This window comes from Streptomyces sp. NPDC059989, assembly GCF_042736975.1.
Taxonomy (GTDB): domain Bacteria; phylum Actinomycetota; class Actinomycetes; order Streptomycetales; family Streptomycetaceae; genus Streptomyces.
This window is the reverse complement of the sequence record NZ_JBHWUO010000005.1, coordinates 16,329-33,096: the sequence shown is the minus strand read 5'-3', so window position 1 is coordinate 33,096 and position 16,768 is coordinate 16,329. Positions and strand designations below refer to the sequence as shown.

At 71.7% G+C, this 16,768-nt stretch carries 14 protein-coding genes and 1 tRNA gene; 4 read left to right on the top strand and 11 right to left on the bottom strand.

Features of this window, described 5'->3' with window-relative positions:
• Positions 1-30: 30 nt before the first annotated feature.
• The gene (locus ACFWBN_RS06185) at positions 31-627 is read right to left on the bottom strand and encodes a TetR/AcrR family transcriptional regulator (RefSeq protein ID WP_385171333.1); all 597 of its coding nucleotides are present in this window, start codon (positions 625-627) and stop codon (positions 31-33) included.
• Between the two features lie 117 nt (positions 628-744).
• On the opposite strand from ACFWBN_RS06185, the gene ACFWBN_RS06180 reads away from it, so the two are divergent.
• Complete coding sequence (locus tag ACFWBN_RS06180) at positions 745-1,824, top strand: FAD-dependent oxidoreductase (RefSeq protein WP_385171330.1); 1,080 nt, start codon at positions 745-747, stop codon at positions 1,822-1,824.
• A gap of 267 nt (positions 1,825-2,091) precedes the next feature.
• Here the strand turns inward: ACFWBN_RS06180 and ACFWBN_RS06175 are convergent, their stop codons facing one another.
• The 3 genes from ACFWBN_RS06175 to ACFWBN_RS06165 form a co-directional block, all read right to left on the bottom strand.
• Positions 2,092-3,948, bottom strand: coding sequence for a tetratricopeptide repeat protein (locus tag ACFWBN_RS06175; RefSeq protein WP_385171327.1), 1,857 nt, complete (start codon positions 3,946-3,948; stop codon positions 2,092-2,094).
• A gap of 194 nt (positions 3,949-4,142) precedes the next feature.
• A tRNA-Met gene (locus ACFWBN_RS06170) sits at positions 4,143-4,216 on the bottom strand.
• Positions 4,217-4,268: 52 nt separating this feature from the next.
• Positions 4,269-7,151: a UPF0182 family protein gene (locus tag ACFWBN_RS06165; protein WP_385171852.1), complete on the bottom strand. Its 2,883-nt coding sequence runs from the start codon at positions 7,149-7,151 to the stop codon at positions 4,269-4,271.
• A 136-nt stretch (positions 7,152-7,287) separates the two neighbouring features.
• On the opposite strand from ACFWBN_RS06165, the gene ACFWBN_RS06160 reads away from it, so the two are divergent.
• Positions 7,288-7,848, top strand: coding sequence for a PPA1309 family protein (locus ACFWBN_RS06160; protein ID WP_385171324.1), 561 nt, complete (start codon positions 7,288-7,290; stop codon positions 7,846-7,848).
• Between the two features lie 27 nt (positions 7,849-7,875).
• Here the strand turns inward: ACFWBN_RS06160 and ACFWBN_RS06155 are convergent, their stop codons facing one another.
• From ACFWBN_RS06155 to ACFWBN_RS06140, 4 genes are all read right to left on the bottom strand, one after another.
• Entirely contained in the window at positions 7,876-8,967 is a 1,092-nt protein-coding gene (locus tag ACFWBN_RS06155; RefSeq protein ID WP_385171321.1) for a PDZ domain-containing protein, read from the bottom strand.
• 117 nt (positions 8,968-9,084) lie between these two features.
• Positions 9,085-9,300: a hypothetical protein gene (locus ACFWBN_RS06150; RefSeq protein ID WP_385171318.1), complete on the bottom strand. Its 216-nt coding sequence runs from the start codon at positions 9,298-9,300 to the stop codon at positions 9,085-9,087.
• Between the two features lie 158 nt (positions 9,301-9,458).
• Positions 9,459-9,920, bottom strand: coding sequence for a molybdenum cofactor biosynthesis protein MoaE (locus ACFWBN_RS06145; protein WP_385171315.1), 462 nt, complete (start codon positions 9,918-9,920; stop codon positions 9,459-9,461).
• A gap of 234 nt (positions 9,921-10,154) precedes the next feature.
• Positions 10,155-11,210: an SDR family oxidoreductase gene (locus tag ACFWBN_RS06140; RefSeq protein ID WP_385171312.1), complete on the bottom strand. Its 1,056-nt coding sequence runs from the start codon at positions 11,208-11,210 to the stop codon at positions 10,155-10,157.
• A gap of 305 nt (positions 11,211-11,515) precedes the next feature.
• Here ACFWBN_RS06140 and ACFWBN_RS06135 point away from each other — a divergent pair, with 305 nt between their 5' ends.
• Together ACFWBN_RS06135 and ACFWBN_RS06130 are read left to right on the top strand one after the other, a co-directional pair.
• Positions 11,516-12,925, top strand: a complete 1,410-nt coding sequence (locus tag ACFWBN_RS06135; RefSeq protein ID WP_385171309.1) for a zinc-dependent metalloprotease — start codon at positions 11,516-11,518, stop codon at positions 12,923-12,925.
• Positions 12,922-13,452 carry an NUDIX hydrolase gene (locus ACFWBN_RS06130; RefSeq protein WP_385171306.1) on the top strand — a complete coding sequence of 177 codons (531 nt, stop codon included), beginning with the start codon at positions 12,922-12,924 and terminating at the stop codon, positions 13,450-13,452. Before ACFWBN_RS06135 ends, ACFWBN_RS06130 begins: the two co-directional genes overlap by 4 nt.
• A gap of 74 nt (positions 13,453-13,526) precedes the next feature.
• Here the strand turns inward: ACFWBN_RS06130 and ACFWBN_RS06125 are convergent, their stop codons facing one another.
• From ACFWBN_RS06125 to ACFWBN_RS06115, 3 genes are read right to left on the bottom strand one after another with little or no spacing between them, the layout of a single operon-like run.
• On the bottom strand, positions 13,527-14,282 hold the full coding sequence (locus ACFWBN_RS06125) for an AIM24 family protein (RefSeq protein WP_385171303.1): 756 nt from the start codon (positions 14,280-14,282) through the stop codon (positions 13,527-13,529).
• A gap of 17 nt (positions 14,283-14,299) precedes the next feature.
• A complete protein-coding gene (locus tag ACFWBN_RS06120; protein WP_385171849.1) occupies positions 14,300-14,980 on the bottom strand; it encodes an AIM24 family protein in 681 nt (226 codons plus the stop codon).
• A gap of 20 nt (positions 14,981-15,000) precedes the next feature.
• Complete coding sequence (locus tag ACFWBN_RS06115; RefSeq protein ID WP_385171300.1) at positions 15,001-16,707, bottom strand: TerD family protein; 1,707 nt, start codon at positions 16,705-16,707, stop codon at positions 15,001-15,003.
• Positions 16,708-16,768 lie beyond the last annotated feature (61 nt).

Below are 16,768 nucleotides of genomic sequence, written 5' to 3'. Positions count from 1 at the left end.
ACGTGAGGCCACCCGGCAGATGCAAATCGCTTAACCGGACAGCCCACGCAGGAGCAGGGAGGTCAGGGTGTCGACCACCTCGCCGTCGTCCAGCGCGGCCCCGCCGGTCATGGCCGCGTAGCCGAGCATCGAGATCATCGCCCCCATGGCCGCGGCCACGAGCTCCGGGTCCCCGGGCAGTTCCCTGCCCTGTTCGCGCATGTAGGCGAGGTGATCCCGCAGGGGGGCGGTCTCGGCGGTCAGCCGCTCCCAGGCCTGCCCCGACCCGGGCGGCTCGGCCATCGACTTCTGGAAGAGGGCGACCACCACGGGCAGGTGGTCCCGGAAGACGCCCCAGCTGGCGGCGACGTGCATGCGCAGCTGCTCCCGGTCGGCGAGGTCGTGCTCGCGGGGGTGCCCGGCGGCGCCGAGATCCGCGTCCACCTGGGCGCCCATGTCCGCGAGCAGCGCGTTCAGCAGTTCGTCCTTGCCGGCGAAGTGCTCGTAGAACGACCCGGTGGAGCGGCCGGCCGCCTTGGTGATGTCGGTGATCTTCGTCTGCGCGTAGCCGCGCTCCAGGAAGAGCTCCCGCGCCGCCTCTTTGAGCGCGGCCTCCGTGCCGGCCGCCCGCTCCTTGCGCACTCCCACCGTGATCCCCGCTTCCCCTTGACGCCGTCTCCGCGCCCTCATCATACTGAACCCAGTTTCACCGAATCGATATTCAGTGAATGAAGATTCAGCGAAGATGGACGAGAGGGGTCGGGCATGCGTGTGTCAGTCATCGGGGGCGGAGTGGCCGGAGCGGCGAGCGCGATCGCGCTGCGCCGGGAAACGGGCGCGGAGGTCACGGTCCACGAGGCCTACGAAGACCCGGCCGGCCAGGTCGGCTCCTTCCTGAGCCTGGCCGTCAACGGGCTGCGCGGGCTGGACGCGCTCGGCTGCCTCGCCGAGGTCCAGGCGGCCGGGTTCCCGGTCGCCCACCAGCGGATGTGGTCGGCGTCCGGGAAGCTCCTCGGCGAAGTGCCGCGCGGCCGGCTGGCCTCGGACACCCTGCACAGCACGACGCTGCTGCGCGGCCGGCTCGTGGAGGTCCTGCGGGCCGAGGCGGTCCGGGCGGGGGCCCGGTTCGTGACGGGACAGCGGGTGGAGGACCCGTCGGAGGTCGAAGGCGACCTGGTCGTGGCGGCGGACGGCATCTGGTCGGCGACCCGCACGGTGCTGGACCCGGCGGCGCCGGAGGTGGAGTACGCGGGCCTCTACAGCGTCTCGGGGGTCTCCGAAGGCCTGGACCTCCCCACGGGCACCTTCCACATGGTCTTCGGCCACCGGGGCGCGTTCCTGTACATCCCGGCGCCGGACGGCACGGTGTGGTGGTCGGCCCAGGTGGCCTCGCCGGAGCCCCCGGACCCGGCGGAGGTCACCCGGGGCAGGCTGATCGAGCTGTACCGCGCCTCGGCCGTGCCGCTCGCCGTGCTCCGGGCGGCGACGCGCATCGACCGTCCCATGCCGATGCACCGGCTGGCGGAACTGCCCGTCTGGCACGACGGCCGCACGGTCCTGATCGGCGACGCGGCCCACCCGGTGGGCGCCGGACAGGGCGCGTCGATGGCGATCGAGGACGCGGTGGCCCTGGCCCGGTGCGTGTCCTCGACACCGGCCATCGGAACGGCCCTGGCCGAATACACCCGCCTACGCCGCCCCCGCGCGTCCCGCATGACCAAGGCCGCCGCGTCCAACCGCGACTCGAAAACCCCGGGCACCGTCCAACGCCGCGTCAACGACCTCCTGATGCCCTTCGTCTTCCGCCACGCGTACACCCGCGCCACGTCCTGGCTGTACCGCTGACCCATCCAGCCCCGCGGGGCACGCCGGCCTCGCCGGGCCAAATCCAGCCCCGCCGGCGTTTGAGGCGCGGGGGTCCGGGGGCTGGCCCCCGGCAACGGCGCCGCACCTGCGGGAGGACGGGGGCAACTCCAGCCTCGCCGGCGCTTGAGGCGCGGGGTCCGGGGCGGAGCCCCGATCTTCAGCCCCGCCGGCGTTTGAGGCGCGGGGGCTCGGGGGCAGAGCCCCCGCAACGGCGCCGCACCCAAGCCACGGAAGCCCCGGCCGGGGTCAGGCCGAAAGCTCCTCCGCCAGAGCCTCCCGCAGCCGAGCCGCCCGCTCCGACACCTCATCCGGCCCCAACTCCATGGCCCGGACACACCACTTCTGCCCCTCCGCAAGGTCCCCGTGACGAGCGGCCAGCAGCCCCAACCGCAGCGCGGCCCGCCCGTGGCCCGCCACCGCCGCCCGCGTCCACCACAGCGCGGCCTCCGGTTCGCTCCCCTCGCGGGCCAGCAGCAGCCCCAGGTTGAACGCCCCGTTCCGGGACCCGGCCTCGGCCGCCTCCCGGTACCACCGCGCGGCGACCGCCAGGTCACCCCGGGCGGCGGCCAGCATGCCGACCCGCACCTGGGCACGCCGGTGCCCCAGCTCGGCGGCCCGCTCGTACCACTCCTCGCTCTCGGTCCGCGGCGCACCGCCCACCGGCTCGCCCAGAGCCACCGGCTCCGGCGGCGGCGCCAGCGACTCCAGCAGCGAGGCCAGCCGGAAGGCCGCCTCCGCGCTGCCGCCGCCCGCCGCGCACCGCAGGTGCCGCTCGGCGGCCCGCTCCTCCCCGTCCCGGACCAGCGCGATGCCGACCTGGAGCGCGGCGTCGGTGTGTCCCGCCGAGGCGGCCCGCTCGTACCACTTCAGCGCCGTGCGGTCCTCGTCCCGGCTGGCGAAGAGGATCCCGAGGTTGAAGGCGGCGTCCACGCTGCCCGCCTCCGCGGCCTTCGAGAACCACGGCTCCGCGCCCGCCGCGTCCCCGCCCTGCAGGAGCAGGATGGCCAGCGCGTTGGCCGCCTCGCGGTGACCCGCGTAGGCGGCCCGCCGGTACCACTGCTCGGCCTGCGCGGTCCGGTCCTGTGCGACGCACAGCAAAGCAAGGTTGTACGCCCCGTTCTGGTCGCCCGCGTCCATGGCGGTCCGGTACCAGCGCTCCGCGGTCTGGGTCTCGCCCCGGGCGGCGTGCAGCGCACCCAGCGCGTTCGCGGCGTTGCCGTCCCCGTCCTGGGCGGCCCGGTGCCACCACGCCGCCGCGTTGTCCTCGTCGCCGGCGTCGCGCAGCAGGAAGCCGAGCGCGCACGCGGCCCGGGCCTCCCCCTGCTTGGCGGAGGTCAGGTACCAGCGCCCGGCCTCCTTGAGCTCCCCGCGGGCCTCCAGCAGGGCGCCCAGGTGCAGCGCGGCGCGGCGGTGGCCGCGCGCGGCGGCCTGCCGGTACCACTGCTCGGCCTCGGTCGGGTCGCCCTTCCTGAGGTGCCTGGCCAGCCGGTACGCCGCCTCGCGGTGCCCCTGCTCGGCCGCGGCCCGGAACCACCGCTCGACACCGTTGTCCCCGCGGTGCTCCAGCAGGTCGGCCAGTCCGTACGCGCCCAGGGCGTGGCCGGATTCCGCCGCCTGGCGGAGCCAGTACTCGGCGGCCGGCTCGTCCCCGCGCTCGCGGAAATGACGGCCCAGGGCGTGCGCGGCGGGCGCGGATCCGGCGACGGCGGCGACCCGCCACCAGCCGGCGGCCTCCTCGGGGTAGCCCCGCTGGTGCAGCAGTACGCCCAGGTTGTTCGCGGCGGCGCGGTCCCCTTCCCCGGTGGCGCCGCGCAGGTACGGCTCGGCTCCGTCCAGGTCGCCGCGGCGCAGCAGCAGCGCGCCGAGCACGCTCATGGCGCCCGGGTCGCCCTTGTCGGCGGCCACCCGGTGCCGTGCCTCCAGCTCGGCGTCGCTCGCCGCGTCGGTCTCGGCGAACATCTCTTCCGCGAGATCCGCATCGGTCAGTGCGGTCTGCGCGTTGTCAGCATGAGCCGTCGCACCGGCTCCCGTACCCGGCTCGGCTTCTGCCCTCGCAAACCGCCCTGTCTCCAGCAGAGTTGACCTGTCCCCCATAAATCCCATCGTCGCATCACCTGCTACCCGCGTACACCTGGTATGTCGCAGCCAGTGAGGTCACTACAGCGTTTTGTCGACATGCCCATAGAGAGTCAAGTCAAACACGCTCCCGCCCCAACTCACCCGCCTCAGCTACCGCGTGTCCGCCACCGGACATGACGAAGGCCCGGATCCCATTGGATCCGGGCCTTCATCTTCAGTAGCGGGGACAGGATTTGAACCTGCGACCTCTGGGTTATGAGCCCAGCGAGCTACCGAGCTGCTCCACCCCGCGTCGGTGAAACCACAGTATCACGACGCGGGACGGAGCCATTACCGGTTGAACGTCAGCCGGCCGGCTTGGGCGCCGTCAGCTTCGCCTCCGCGTCGATCGCCCGCTTCAGCGCCGCCTTGATCTCTTCCTGCGCCTTGCCGAAGGCTGCCCAGTCGCCGGACTGCCTGGCCTTCTCGGCTTCCTCGATGGCCTTCTGCGCGTCGGCGAGCGCCGCCTTCACCGTCGGGTCCGAAGCGGCCGGAGGCGTCGTGGTGCCCTCGCCCGGCGGCTGCGCGGGAGGCACGGGGGTGGTCGGAGCCTCGGCCCCGAAGACCACGTTCAGCGCCTTCTCCAGGGTGTCCTCGAAGGCGGTCTGGCCGCCGTAGGTCACGAGCACCTTGCGCAGCAGCGGGTACTTGAGCCCCGAACTGCGCACGTACACGGGCTCCACGTACAGCATTCCGCCGTCGAGCGGGACCGTGAGCAGGTTTCCGTACTCGACCTCCGAGTCGCCACCGCGCAGCAGGCGGATGGATTCGGCGATCTTCGGTTCGGACTGGAACTTGCTCTGGACCTGCTTGGGGCCGTCGACCGGCTTGCTGGTCGGCAGCTTCAGGACCCTGATCTTGCCGTAGTCCGGGGTGCCCGGATCGGCGTTGACCGACATGAAGGCGCTCAGGTTGTCCCGCTCGTTCGGCGTGAAGGTCGTCGTGAGCGAGAAGACCTGGTCCTTCTCCGTCTGGCCCGGCAGCTTCATCGACAGGTAGTACGGCGGAACCGCCGTACCGGCCTTGGTGGTCGGGTCGTCGGGGACGGCCCAGGCCTCACTGCCGCTGAGGAAGGTCTGCGGGTCGGTGACGTGGTAGCGGGTGAGCAGCTCGCGCTGGACCTTGAAGAGGTCCTGCGGGTAGCGCAGGTGGTCCATGAGCGGCTTGGAGATCTCGCTCTTGGGCTTCACCGTGCCCGGGAACGCCTTCATCCAGGTCTTCAGGACCGGGTCCTGGGTGTCCCACTGGTACAGGCTGACCGTGCCGTCGTAGGCGTCGACGGTGGCCTTCACCGAGTTGCGGATGTAGTTGACCTGGTTCTCCTGGGCCACCACCGCGCGCTGGCTGTTGGTCAGCGAGTCCGCGGTGCTCTGGCCCAGCGTGGTGCGCGAGGCGTACGGGTAGCCGTTGGTCGTCGTGTACGCGTCGACGATCCACTTGATCCGGCCGTCGACGACCGCCGGGTACGGGGCGCCGTCGATGGTCAGCCACGGCGCGACGGCCTCGACGCGCTGCTTGGGCGTGCGGTTGTAGAGGATCCGCGAGCCGTCGCCGATGGCGCCGGAGTAGAGGATCTGCGGCTCGGAGAGGGTGAGCGCGTAGGCGGCCCGGTTGACCGGGTTGTCCAGGCTGACGCCGGAGTCGCCCTTGTAGCTGGTCTCCTTCTCGCCCTTGTCGTCCGAGTAGTCGAGCTCCTTCTGCGGTCCGCCGACGATCGAGTACTGCTTCGTCTGCTCGCCGTAGTAGATGCGCTGCTCGAAGTCCGTGCCGAACATGCCCTTGGAGGGCAGGTCGGACTGGGTGAAGTCCGGAGCGCCCTGGTCACCGACGGTGGTGCCCTTGGCCGCGACCACGCCGTAGCCGTGCGTGTACTTGAAGTGGTCGTTGATCCAGTTGTTCTTCGGGATGCCGCCGATGTTCAGCTCGCGCAGCCCGATGACCGTGTCCTGGCCGTTGTACCGGTCCACGGCGAGCGTGGACGGGAAGGCGTAGTAGCCCTTGACCTGCTGGAGCTGCTGGAAGGCCGGCGAGACGATGTTCGGGTCGAGGAGACGGACGCTGGCGGTCGTGTCGGCCGCCTTGCGCAGCTGGTTCTTGTCCGTGCCCGCGGCCGGTACGCCCGGGTAGTCCTTGACCTCGGAGCCGGCGATCCCGTAGGCGTCGCGGGTCGCCTTGATGTTCTTCTCGACGTACGGGGATTCCTTGGCCTGCTCGTTCGGCTGGACCTGGAACTTCTGCACGATCGCCGGGTAGAGCCCGCCGATCAGGATCGCCGAGAGCACCATCAGGCCGAAGCCGATGACGGGCAGCTGCCAGGTGCGGCGCCACAGCGTCGCGAAGAAGAGCACGGCGCAGATCGCGGCGATGGCGACGAGGATCGTCTTCGCCGGGAGGTAGGCGTTCGCGTCGACGTAGCGCAGGCCGGTCCAGTTGTCGGCGGCCTTGAAGTCGCTGGACTTCACGGCCAGGCCGTACCGGTCGAGCCAGTACGCGATGGCCTTGAGCGTGACGAACAGGCCGAGCAGCACCGACAGGTGCCCGGTCGCCGCGGCGGTGGCCCGGGCGCCCGGGCTGGTCACGCGCAGTCCGCCGTACAGGTAGTGCACGACGGCCGCGGCGATCACCGACAGCACGACCGCGGCGAAGCCGAAGCCGAGCAGGAAGCGGTACCAGGGCAGGTCGAAGGTGTAGAAGGACACGTCCATGTGGAACTGGGGGTCCTTCTGCCCGAAGGGCACCCCGTTCACATACATCAGCCAGGTCTTCCACTGGCCCGCCGCCGAGGCGCCCGCGATCAGGCCGACGAGCACCGAGATGCCCAGGAGCAGCCACTTCTTGTACGGGGCGACGCTCATCCGGTAGCGGTCGAGGCTCTGCTGCTCCATCGACATCGCGCTGAGCGGCGGCCGCAGCCGGTGGGCCAGCCAGATGTTGAAGCCCACGGCACCGGCCATCAGCAGACCGAAGACGGCGAAGAGGCCGATCTTGGTCCACAGCGTGGTGGTGAAGACGCTGGAGTACTTCACGGAGCGGAACCAGAGCCAGTCCGTCCAGAAGCCCGCGAACATGATGAAGAGCATGGCCAGGACGGCCAGCACGCCCAAGGTCATGAGGAGAGTGCGGGCTCGCCGGGACGGGCGGCCGACTCTCATCCGTGGCCCGGAAGGGCCTCCGCCGCGGTCCGGCATCTGGAAAGCCAAGGTGCGCACCTCGAAAGTCGCTACTGGTAATGAACGGGCCCCCGATCGTAGAGCCCACTCATGCAACTTACTGAGGCTTTAGTCAGTTCCCGGTATCCGGGGTAAAGGAGGCAGGATGTTGCCCATGTCCAACCTTTCGCCTTCCCCCGGCACGCCGATGGCGGCCAGCCCGCTGACCCGTGCCTGTCTCGAGATCGACGAGTACGCGGCCGGCCTCGGCTGGGACAAGCCCGCACGGCTGTTCGCGCTCGTCGACACCGCCCGGCTCAAGAAGCAGGAGCCGCGCCTGGCGAGCCAGCTCGGCCTCGACCAGGACGACGCCGGCAAGTCCTCCCTCACCCCGATCGAGCAGGACGAGGTCCCGAAGGGGACCCCGCTCGACAAGTTCCTGGGCACCATCGCCTGGCCCGACGCCGTCGTCGGCTGCGCGCTGACGGTGGAGCGGCTGATGCTGCCGCCGTCCGCGGAGGCTTCCGTACCGGAGGGGCTCGGCGACAAGCAGCTGGCGAAGTGGGTGGCCGCGCACCCGGAGCGGCAGGAGGTCCGGCTGACCGTGGCCGTCCTGCGCGACGGCTCGCGCGAGTCCGCCGTACGGCTGCGCGAGAAGGACTCCTCGACGGAGGTCCTCACCGGCGGGAACCTGGTGCCCGGGCTGGCGGAGGCGCTGGCGGCGACCTTCTCGTAGCCGCGGCGCGCGCAGGGGGCGGACCGGTCAGGGCGTGGCGCTGCACTGCGGCAGCCCGGCCGTGTCCCCCTTGCTGATCTTCTCCAGTGCCTTCGTGGCGTCGCCGATGGTGGAGACCTTCACCAGGGTCAGGCCGTCGGGCACGTTCTTGGCCGCGGAGGCGCAGTTCTCGGCGGGCGTCAGGAAGTACTCGGCGCCGGCCTTGCGGGCGCCGATGGTCTTCATCTGGATGCCGCCGATCGGGCCGACCTTGCCCGCGTCGTCGATGGTGCCGGTGCCCGCGACGAACTTGCCGCCGGTCAGGTCCTCCGGGGTGAGCTTGTCGACGATGCCGAGCGCGAACATCAGGCCGGCGCTGGGGCCGCCCACGTCGGCGAGCTTGATGTCGATCGTGAACGGGAAGGCGTGGTCGGTCCCGGCCCGGATGCCGACGATGGCGTGGCCGTCGCCCTCCGCCGCGGCGGAGGTGATCGCGACCTTGGTGGTTCCGGTGGGCTCGCGGTTCGCCTTCGCCGCCTCGGCCGCCTCCGCGGCGGGCACGACGGTGAACTCGACCGGCTCGCCGGCCTTGTGCTTGGTGACGAGCTTGGCCACGTCCTCGGGGGCCGTGACGGGCGCGCCGTCCACTGCCTTGATCACGTCACCGGCGTGCAGCTTGCCGTCGGAGGGGCTGTCCTTGACCACGGAGGCGACGATGACGCGGGCGGTCACCGGGATGCCGAGCTGGTTCAGGGCCGCCACCTTGGCGCTCTGCTGCGACTGGCTGAACTCCTCGGCGTTCTCCTGGGTGGACTGCTCGTCCGTCTTGCCGTCGGGGTAGAGGTTCTCGTGCGGCACGACGATGTTGTCGTCGGCCAGCCACCCGTACACCGCTTCCAGCAGGTTCATGTCGTAGTCCGCGCCGGTGACGCGGACCGTCGTCATGTTGAGGTGACCGCTGGTGGGGTACGTCTTGCGCCCCGAGATGTTGAGGACGGGCTCGCCGTGCGAGTCCCCGAGGGTGTTCACGGTGGGGCCCGGGCTCATCTCCGAGTACGGGACCTTGATGAAGACGCCTGCGCAGAGCAGCGCGAACAGCACGAGGGTGGAGGCGAGCATCGTCGCGGTGCGGCGTGGCATGGATCCGACAGTACGTGACGGCCCTGACGGGCGGCCCCCGGGGCCGGTCCGTACGGGGCCCGTGCGCGAAACTCTCAGCCGGATCTCAGGTGGGCCCGGGGGATTCTCACGGGACGCTCAGACGGCGTCGGAACCGGAGTGGACCCCTGCCTTCGCCCTGCCCTGTTCGACTTTGTCGGCCTTATCGGCTTTATCCATGGCTTCACGGAATCGGGCGTATCCGGCCAGCTCGGATATGTCGCCTTGCGTGCGGTCGCGCGCCGCCCAGCTGCCCCATATCCCCGCGCCGATCGCGGCGACCAGCGGAATCAGCAACCACGCCAGAGACGCCATGGGCCTGCCTCCCTACCCCGAAGTGCGTACGTGTCGTTGTGGCTTCAACGCTGGTGCCCGGGAGGGGGTTACGCAAATCGAGGGCGTGTTGCGCGGCCGAACGGGTGCGAGGCTACCCCCTTCCGGGGGTGCCTCCGCACGCGGGGTCCGGCGCGGCCTCAGCAGGCGCCGACCCACTCCTCGGTGCCGTCCGCGAAGGTCTGGTGCTTCCAGATCGGGACCTCGTGCTTGAGGTCGTCGATCAGCATCCGGCAGGCCTCGAAGGCCTCACCGCGGTGCGGGCAGGACACGGCGACGACGACCGCCAGGTCGCCGACGGCCAGGTCGCCCACGCGGTGCACGGCGGCCAGGGCCCGGACCGGGTACTTGGCGATGACGCGCTCGGCGACCCGGCGCATCTCGGCCTCGGCCGTGGGGTGGCAGGAGTAGCCGAGCGAATCGACGTCCGCTCCGCTGTCGTGGTTGCGCACCGTGCCGACGAAGAGCGTCGTACCGCCCGTCGCATCGTCGCCGACGGCCTTGAAGACCTCGTCGATCGAAAGCGGGGTCTCACGGATCGCGAGCAGCCGGATGGGATCCGAAGCGGCCTGCTCGCCGGGGTGATCGAAGTGCGGTGCCATACGGTCCATCGTGCCCTAGCCGCTGACGCGGCGGAATAGCTGTTTCGCCCGTGCCGCGCCGGCCTCCTTGGGAGCCTCCTACAGAAAACCCCTGGTGGCGCCCTGTACCCGCGCCTGCGGCCCCGGGCCAGGCAAATACAGCCTCGCCGGCGTTTGAGGCGCGGGGTCTGGGGCGGAGCCCCAGGAGCCCGGGCGCAGCCCGGGACCCGCGCGGCGGGGCCGCAAGGCGAAGGGCTACAGCCCGCGCCTCCGGCGGGCCCGCCGAACGGCGGCGGCGGCACCCAGCAGCGCCACCGTCGCCCCCGCGGCCCCGGCGGCCGTCGCGGCGTCCTTGCGGCCCAGCCGTCGCCCCGCCACCGTGTGCCGGCCCGCGACCTCCTGCAGCAGCTCGGCCAGCACCTCCTCATTGGTCCAGCGCGGCCGCCACCCCGCCGCGTGCAGCCCGCTGACGCTGACCACCCACGGGTGCATCGTGTACGCGAGGTCCCCGGCCGGCGACGGCGTCAGGCCGATCCGGTGCAGCCGGGCAGCCGCGCCCAGGGCCACCGCCGAGGGGAGTTCCATGCGGCGGATACCGCTCAGCTCCTCCACCTCCTCCTGCTCCAGCCACCCCTCGCAGCCCACCGCGAGCTCGCCCTCGACCTTCTCCAGGGCCGCGTACTCCAGCGCGCTGACCAGGTCCTCCACATGGCAGAACTGCCACGTCGGCCGGGATCCTGCCACCACGAGCAGCCGCGGGGACTCGAAGTACCGGGTCAGGGCGGTGTCCGTGCCGCCGACCAGGACCGCCGGGCGGATCACCGTGACGTTCAGGCCGGGGTGCGCCCGCGGTGCCCGCCGCCCCAGCCGTTCGATCTCCAGCAGGTCCCCGACGCCCGTCGCCTCCGCCGTCGCGCGCAGCTCGGAGTCCTCCGAGAGCGGGATGTCGTTGTCGGGCAGGGCCCCGTAGACCATCGCGGAGGTGCACAGCACGACCCGGTGCACCCCGGCCGCCGCGGCGGCGGTGAGCACGGTCTGGGTCCCGCGCACGTTGTACGCCGTACGGGCCGCCGGGTCGGTCTCCAGGTCGAGGTCGAGGGCGAGGTGCACGACCACGTCCGCGCCCCGCAGCTTCTCGGCGATCGCGGGGTCCCGTACGTCCAGGACGTGCCACTGCGCGGCCGCGCAGTCCCCGCGCCGCTCGTCGATCGCCACGACCTGCTTGACCTCGTCGGAGGAGGCCAGGCGGCTCACCAGGGCCGCGCCCACCCCCGTCGCGGCGCCGGTCACGGCGATCACCGGGCCTCGCACGGCCGGGTTTCGCGGCTGGCGAACGCCGTGGGCGCTGTCACCGTGTTCGGGGCGGTTTTCGGCGTCGTGCGGCGCGCTGCGCTCATCCGAAAGGTGCGGATCTGGGGAACTCACCGGGCGTCTCCAGCGGTTGTCTTCAGTAGGGACGCGCCGTGACGCGTACCTACCAGGTGATGTCCATCCTGCCGCAGCCCAGGAGTCGGCGGAGCACCGAGCCCGCAAGCGGGTCAGGTGTCTACGCTTGGTGTGTTGTCGGACCATCGCCCGTCGGCTCCCGCCGGCGGCCCTACGAGCCGAGGAAACCCGTGAGCGACACCCCATTCGGATTCGGCCTTCCGCCGGAGGAGCCGGACAACGGCGACGAAGGCAAGAAGAAGGGCAATCAGGGCGGCCAGGGCGGCCCGGCGAATCCGTTCGGGTTCTCCGGCATGGGCCTGCCGGGCGGCGCGGGCGGTCCCGGCGGCGCGGACAATCCGTTCGCCGCGATGTTCGGTTCGATGAACCCGAACGACCTGGGTGCGGCCTTCCAGCAGCTCGGCCAGATGCTCAGCTACGAGGGCGGTCCCGTGAACTGGGACATGGCCAAGGACATCGCCCGCCAGACCGTCGCGCAGGGCACCGCGGACGGCGTGAAGGACACCAGCGTCGGCATCGCCGAGAAGTCCGCCGTCGAGGAGGCCGTGCGCCTCGCCGACCACTGGCTGGACGGCGTGACCTCGCTGCCCTCGGGCGCCACCACGGCCGTGGCGTGGAGCCGCGCCGAGTGGGTCGAGGCGACCCTCCCGGTGTGGAAGGAGCTCGTGGACCCGGTCGCCGAGCGGGTGGGCGCGGCCATGGGCAGCGTGCTGCCCGAGGAGATGCAGGCCATGGCGGGCCCGCTGCTCGGGATGATGCGCTCCATGGGCGGGGCCATGTTCGGGCAGCAGATCGGCCAGGCCGTGGGCGTGCTCGCGGGCGAGGTCGTCGGCTCCACCGACATCGGCCTGCCGCTGGGCCCGGCCGGGAAGGCCGCGCTGCTGCCGCTGAACATCGAGGCCTTCGGCAAGGACCTGGGCGTGCCCCCGGAGGAGGTCCGGCTGTACCTGGCCCTGCGCGAGGCGGCGCACGCCCGGCTCTTCGCGCACGTGCCGTGGCTGCGCTCGCACCTGTTCGGCGCGGTCGAGGGCTACGCCCGCGGCATCAAGGTCGACACCTCGAAGCTGGAGGACGTGGTCGGACAGCTGGACCCGTCGAATCCGGAGCAGCTGCAGGAAGCGCTGCAGGGCGGCATGTTCCAGCCGCAGGACACCCCCGAGCAGAAGGCCGCGCTGGCCCGCCTGGAGACGGCGCTCGCGCTGGTCGAGGGCTGGGTGGACGCGGTCGTGCACGAGGCGGCCAAGCCCCGGCTGACCTCGGCCGACGCCATGCGCGAGACCATGCGCCGGCGGCGCGCCTCGGGCGGCCCCGCGGAGCAGACGTTCGCCACGCTGATCGGCCTGGAGCTGCGTCCGCGCCGGCTGCGCGACGCCTCGCGGCTGTGGGCCTCGCTCACCGACGCGCGGGGGGTGGACGGCCGGGACGGGCTGTGGGAGCACCCGGACATGCTGCCGACCGCCTCCGACCTGGACGACCCGGACGGGTTCGTGCACCGCGAGCAGCTGGACTTCTCGGAGATCGACAAGATGCTGGGCGAGGCCGCCCAGAAGCGCGACCAGGACGGCGACGAGAAGAAGTGAGCCTGCACGAAGACGCGGTCCTCGTCCTGAAGGCGTACGAGGACCAGCCGGAGCTGCGCGACCTGTACCTGGACCACCTGTCGGCCCACCCGGACGGGGTCTACAAGCCCTGCCAGGCCGGGCACGTGACGGGCAGCGCGCTGGTGATCGACCCGGCGCGGGGGCGCGTACTGCTGACCCTGCACAAGAAGCTCGGCATGTGGCTGCAGATGGGCGGCCACTGCGAGTCCGGCGACGCGACCCTGGCGGAGGTGGCGCTGCGCGAGGCCCGCGAGGAGTCGGGCATCGCCTCCGGGCTGACGCTGCTGTCGGGCGGCCCGGTGCGCCTGGACCGGCATCCGATCCCGGCGCCCTGCAACTGGCACCTGGACGTGCAGTACGCGGCGCTGGCCCCGGCCGGTGCGGAGGCGGAGATCAGCGAGGAGTCCCTGGACCTGCGCTGGTTCCCGTACGAGGAGGTGGCGGCAGTGGCCGACACCTCGGTCGTGCGGCTGATGGAGGCGACCCTGGCGCGGCTGGGGGCCTGAGGCCGTGAAGGCGTGACGCGGCGAAGGGGCGGTCCCTCCTCGGGACCGCCCCTTCGCCGTACCTCCCGGACCGGCTAGTTCCAGGCGTTGTTCTGGTTCTGCGCGTGGGAGCCGTGCTGGCCCACGCCGAACTGCGCCGCGACGCCCTGGCCGAGCTGGGCGTTCTGCGGCGGCAGCACCTCGCTGGGCTGCACCAGCGCGAAGCCGGTGCCGAGGAAGCTCAGCTCCCAGCCCTCGCCGGTGTTGCCGCGCCGCCGCCAGACTCCGCTGGAGTGCGTCTGCGCCTGCATCTGCACCCGCAGGGAGGTGGACCAGGCGACGATCGCGTCCGCGTCGGCGTTGACGTACTTGTCGGGCGTGACCTGCATCATCAGCGGCTGCCCGGAGGTCATCAGGGCGACCTTGCCGCGGCCGGTGATGTTGAGCTGGTACTTGCCGGACCCGGAGATCCCGTACTGGCTGTCCACCGCGATGACCTCGGTGTGCAGGGTGGAGTCCAGGGCCAGGACGTAGCTGCTGTCCACGGTCAGGCCGTCCTGGTCCACGTCCACGACGTGCACGTACTGGGCCAGGTTGGCCAGGTAGACCGTGCCCTGCCCGGAGCAGCGCATGAGGTCCAGGCCCTCACCGGTGCGGGCGCGGGCCCGGCGCTGGTTGGAGGTCTGGTACTCGCCGTCGAAGTCGATGAGTCCCTGGTAGGCGACCATCGCACCCTTGCGGGCGAGTACGTCGTCGGAGCCGGCCAGGGTGACCCGCAGCAGCTGCGGGTTCTGGACGGCGTACCGCTCCTGGGACTGCGCCTCGGCGTGGGCGAAAAGTGAGCTCTGCATGATGTGTCCGCTCCCCCTCAGCCCCGGACCCGGAGCCGGTCGGTGCTGTCCTCGCTGGGCTGTACGACGACGATGCCCTGGCCGGAGAAGGCCATCTGGTAGGCCTCCCCGCTGCCCCGGCCGATCATCGACGAGGCCTTGAAGCTGCGCTTCCCCTTCACCTTGAGGTTCGGCGACCACGCGACGAGCGCGTCGGGGTCGACGTACGTCTCGTCCTCGCCGCGACCGCAGTCGACGACGATCGGGGTGCCGCGGGAGGTGATCGCGACCCAGCCGGTGCCCGCGATCTGCACGTTGAACAGGCCCTGGCCGGCGAACTTGGCGAGGCCCTTGACCCGCTCGACGCCCCACTGGAGGTGCGCGTCGAAGGCGAGCAGGTTGGTGCCGTTGACCGACAGCGAGTCGTTGTTGAGGTTGATGACGACGACGTCCGCGCCGTAGTCGGCGAGGTAGAGCAGGCCGTCGCCGGTGCACTTCATCAGCGGTGCGCCTTCGCCGGTGAGCCACTGCGAGGCCATCTGGCGGACGGCCGGCGGGTTGGGCTCGTACTGCACGAAGCCCTCGTAGGCGACCATCGAGCCGGTGCGGGCGAAGAGGTCCTGGCCGCTCTGCATGGCGACCTTGAGCATGGCCCGGCCGTGGTTCTCCATGCGGGCCGTGACGGGGGTCGGGGCGTATCCCGCGAGCTGCTGGTTCATTGCGTTCATGTCGGGCTCCCTCAGACCTCGTACGGCTGGACGACGATGAAGTTGCCGGGAGCGCCGCGGAACTGGAGGTTCACGGTCTCCCCGCTGTGGCCGGGGTAGGCGTTGCGCCGGAGCCGGACCTGGCTGGAAAGGATCACCTGGGAGGCGGAGGACCACGCGACGATGGCGTTGCTGTCCGCGAAGGTGGTCGGGGTGACGGGCAGGACGACCGGGACGCCGTGCGTCTTGACGATCACCGTGCCCGTGCCCTGGAACTGCATGGTGAACAGGGCGCCACCGGGGATGCCGTGGCCCTCGATGCGGCGGACCTCGTGCTGGAGCGACTCGTCGAAGGCGAGGACGGCCTCGGCGGAGACGCAGATCCCGTCGCCCTGGAGCTCGATGGCGTGCAGGTGCGCGCCGTTCTCGGCGAGGAAGACCTGGCCGCGGCCGGTGCAGCGCATGAGCTGCATCTCCTGGCCGGTGGCGTTGCCGACGATGCGGCCGGCGAAGCCCGCGCCCTTGTAGCTGAAGTCGACCTTGCCCTGGTAGAGGACCATGCTGCCCTGGCGGGCGAGGACGGCCTGGCCGCCCATCGACAGGTCGACGCGCATGAGCTGCTGGTTCTGCGGGGTCCAGCGGGTGCCGGTGGGGGCTTCCTTGTACGGCTGGAGGGCGGCGGCGAGGCCGGCCCCGGCGGCCTGCGGGGCGTAGCCGGGCTGCTGGCCGTACGCGGGCGGCTGCTGGCCGGGGACCTGCCCGGGGAACTGGCCCGGTACCTGGCCCGGTACCTGGCCCGGGACCTGGCCCGGCACCTGGCCGTAGCCCGGCTGCTGCCCGTACGGCGCGGGGGCCGGGGCGGGCGGCGGGACCTGGCCCGGGTACTGGCCGGGCGCCTGGCCGTACGGGGCCTGCTGCTGGGGCGGCTGGCCGTAGGGCGCGGGGGCCGGCGGGGCGAGCGGCGCGGCCATCGTGGGCGCGGTGTGCTGCTGGTACGCCTGCGGTTGCGGGGCGGGGGCCTGCGGGGCCGGGGCGGGCGCGCCGAAGTTCGGAGCGGGTGCCGGGGCCGGGGGCTGGGGGGCCTGCGGGGCCGGGGCCCCGAAGGAGGGGGCCGGGGCAGGGGCCGGTGCGGCCGCCTGGGGCGGCGGGGCGAACCCGGGCGCGGCCGCGGCCGCGGCCTGCGGCGGGACCTGCTGCTGCGGCTGCTGCTCCTCGGCGACCTCGCCGCCGAAGTTCTTCAGCAGCGCGTCGAGCCCGCCGTCGAAGCCCTGGCCGACGGCCGCGAAGCGCCAGACGTCCTTGAGGTAGAAGTCGCCGAGCATGACGGCCCGCTCGGTGGTGAACTCCGAGCCGTTGAAGGCGTACCGGACGACCTCTTCGCCGCCCGCGACGATCCGGATGTAGCCCGGCCCGATCTGCGACATCTGCCCGGCACCGTCGATGGTGGCGGTGAAGGACAGCTTGTGGATGGAGGCCGGAATGCGGTCCAGGGTCACCCGGAAGGATTCCGTGTCGCCGGACTGGGCGCCGAGCTGCTGGATGGACTCCTCGGGCGACTTCGGCTGGTTGAAGAAGACGAAGTAGCGGTCGTCCGAAAGCTGCTCGTTCACGTCGAGCCCGAAACAGCTGATGTCGAAGGCGAGTCCGGGCCCGGCGATCTGCACGCCCACGTACAGATCGGTGCCCGCTGTCAGATCACTGATCTTGGCCTTGTGGCCGCGTTGGAATTCCCTGGCCATACGTAACGACCGTCCCCCATCCCGACTGTGAATACGTGCCGCTCAGGCTAACGGCAACTGC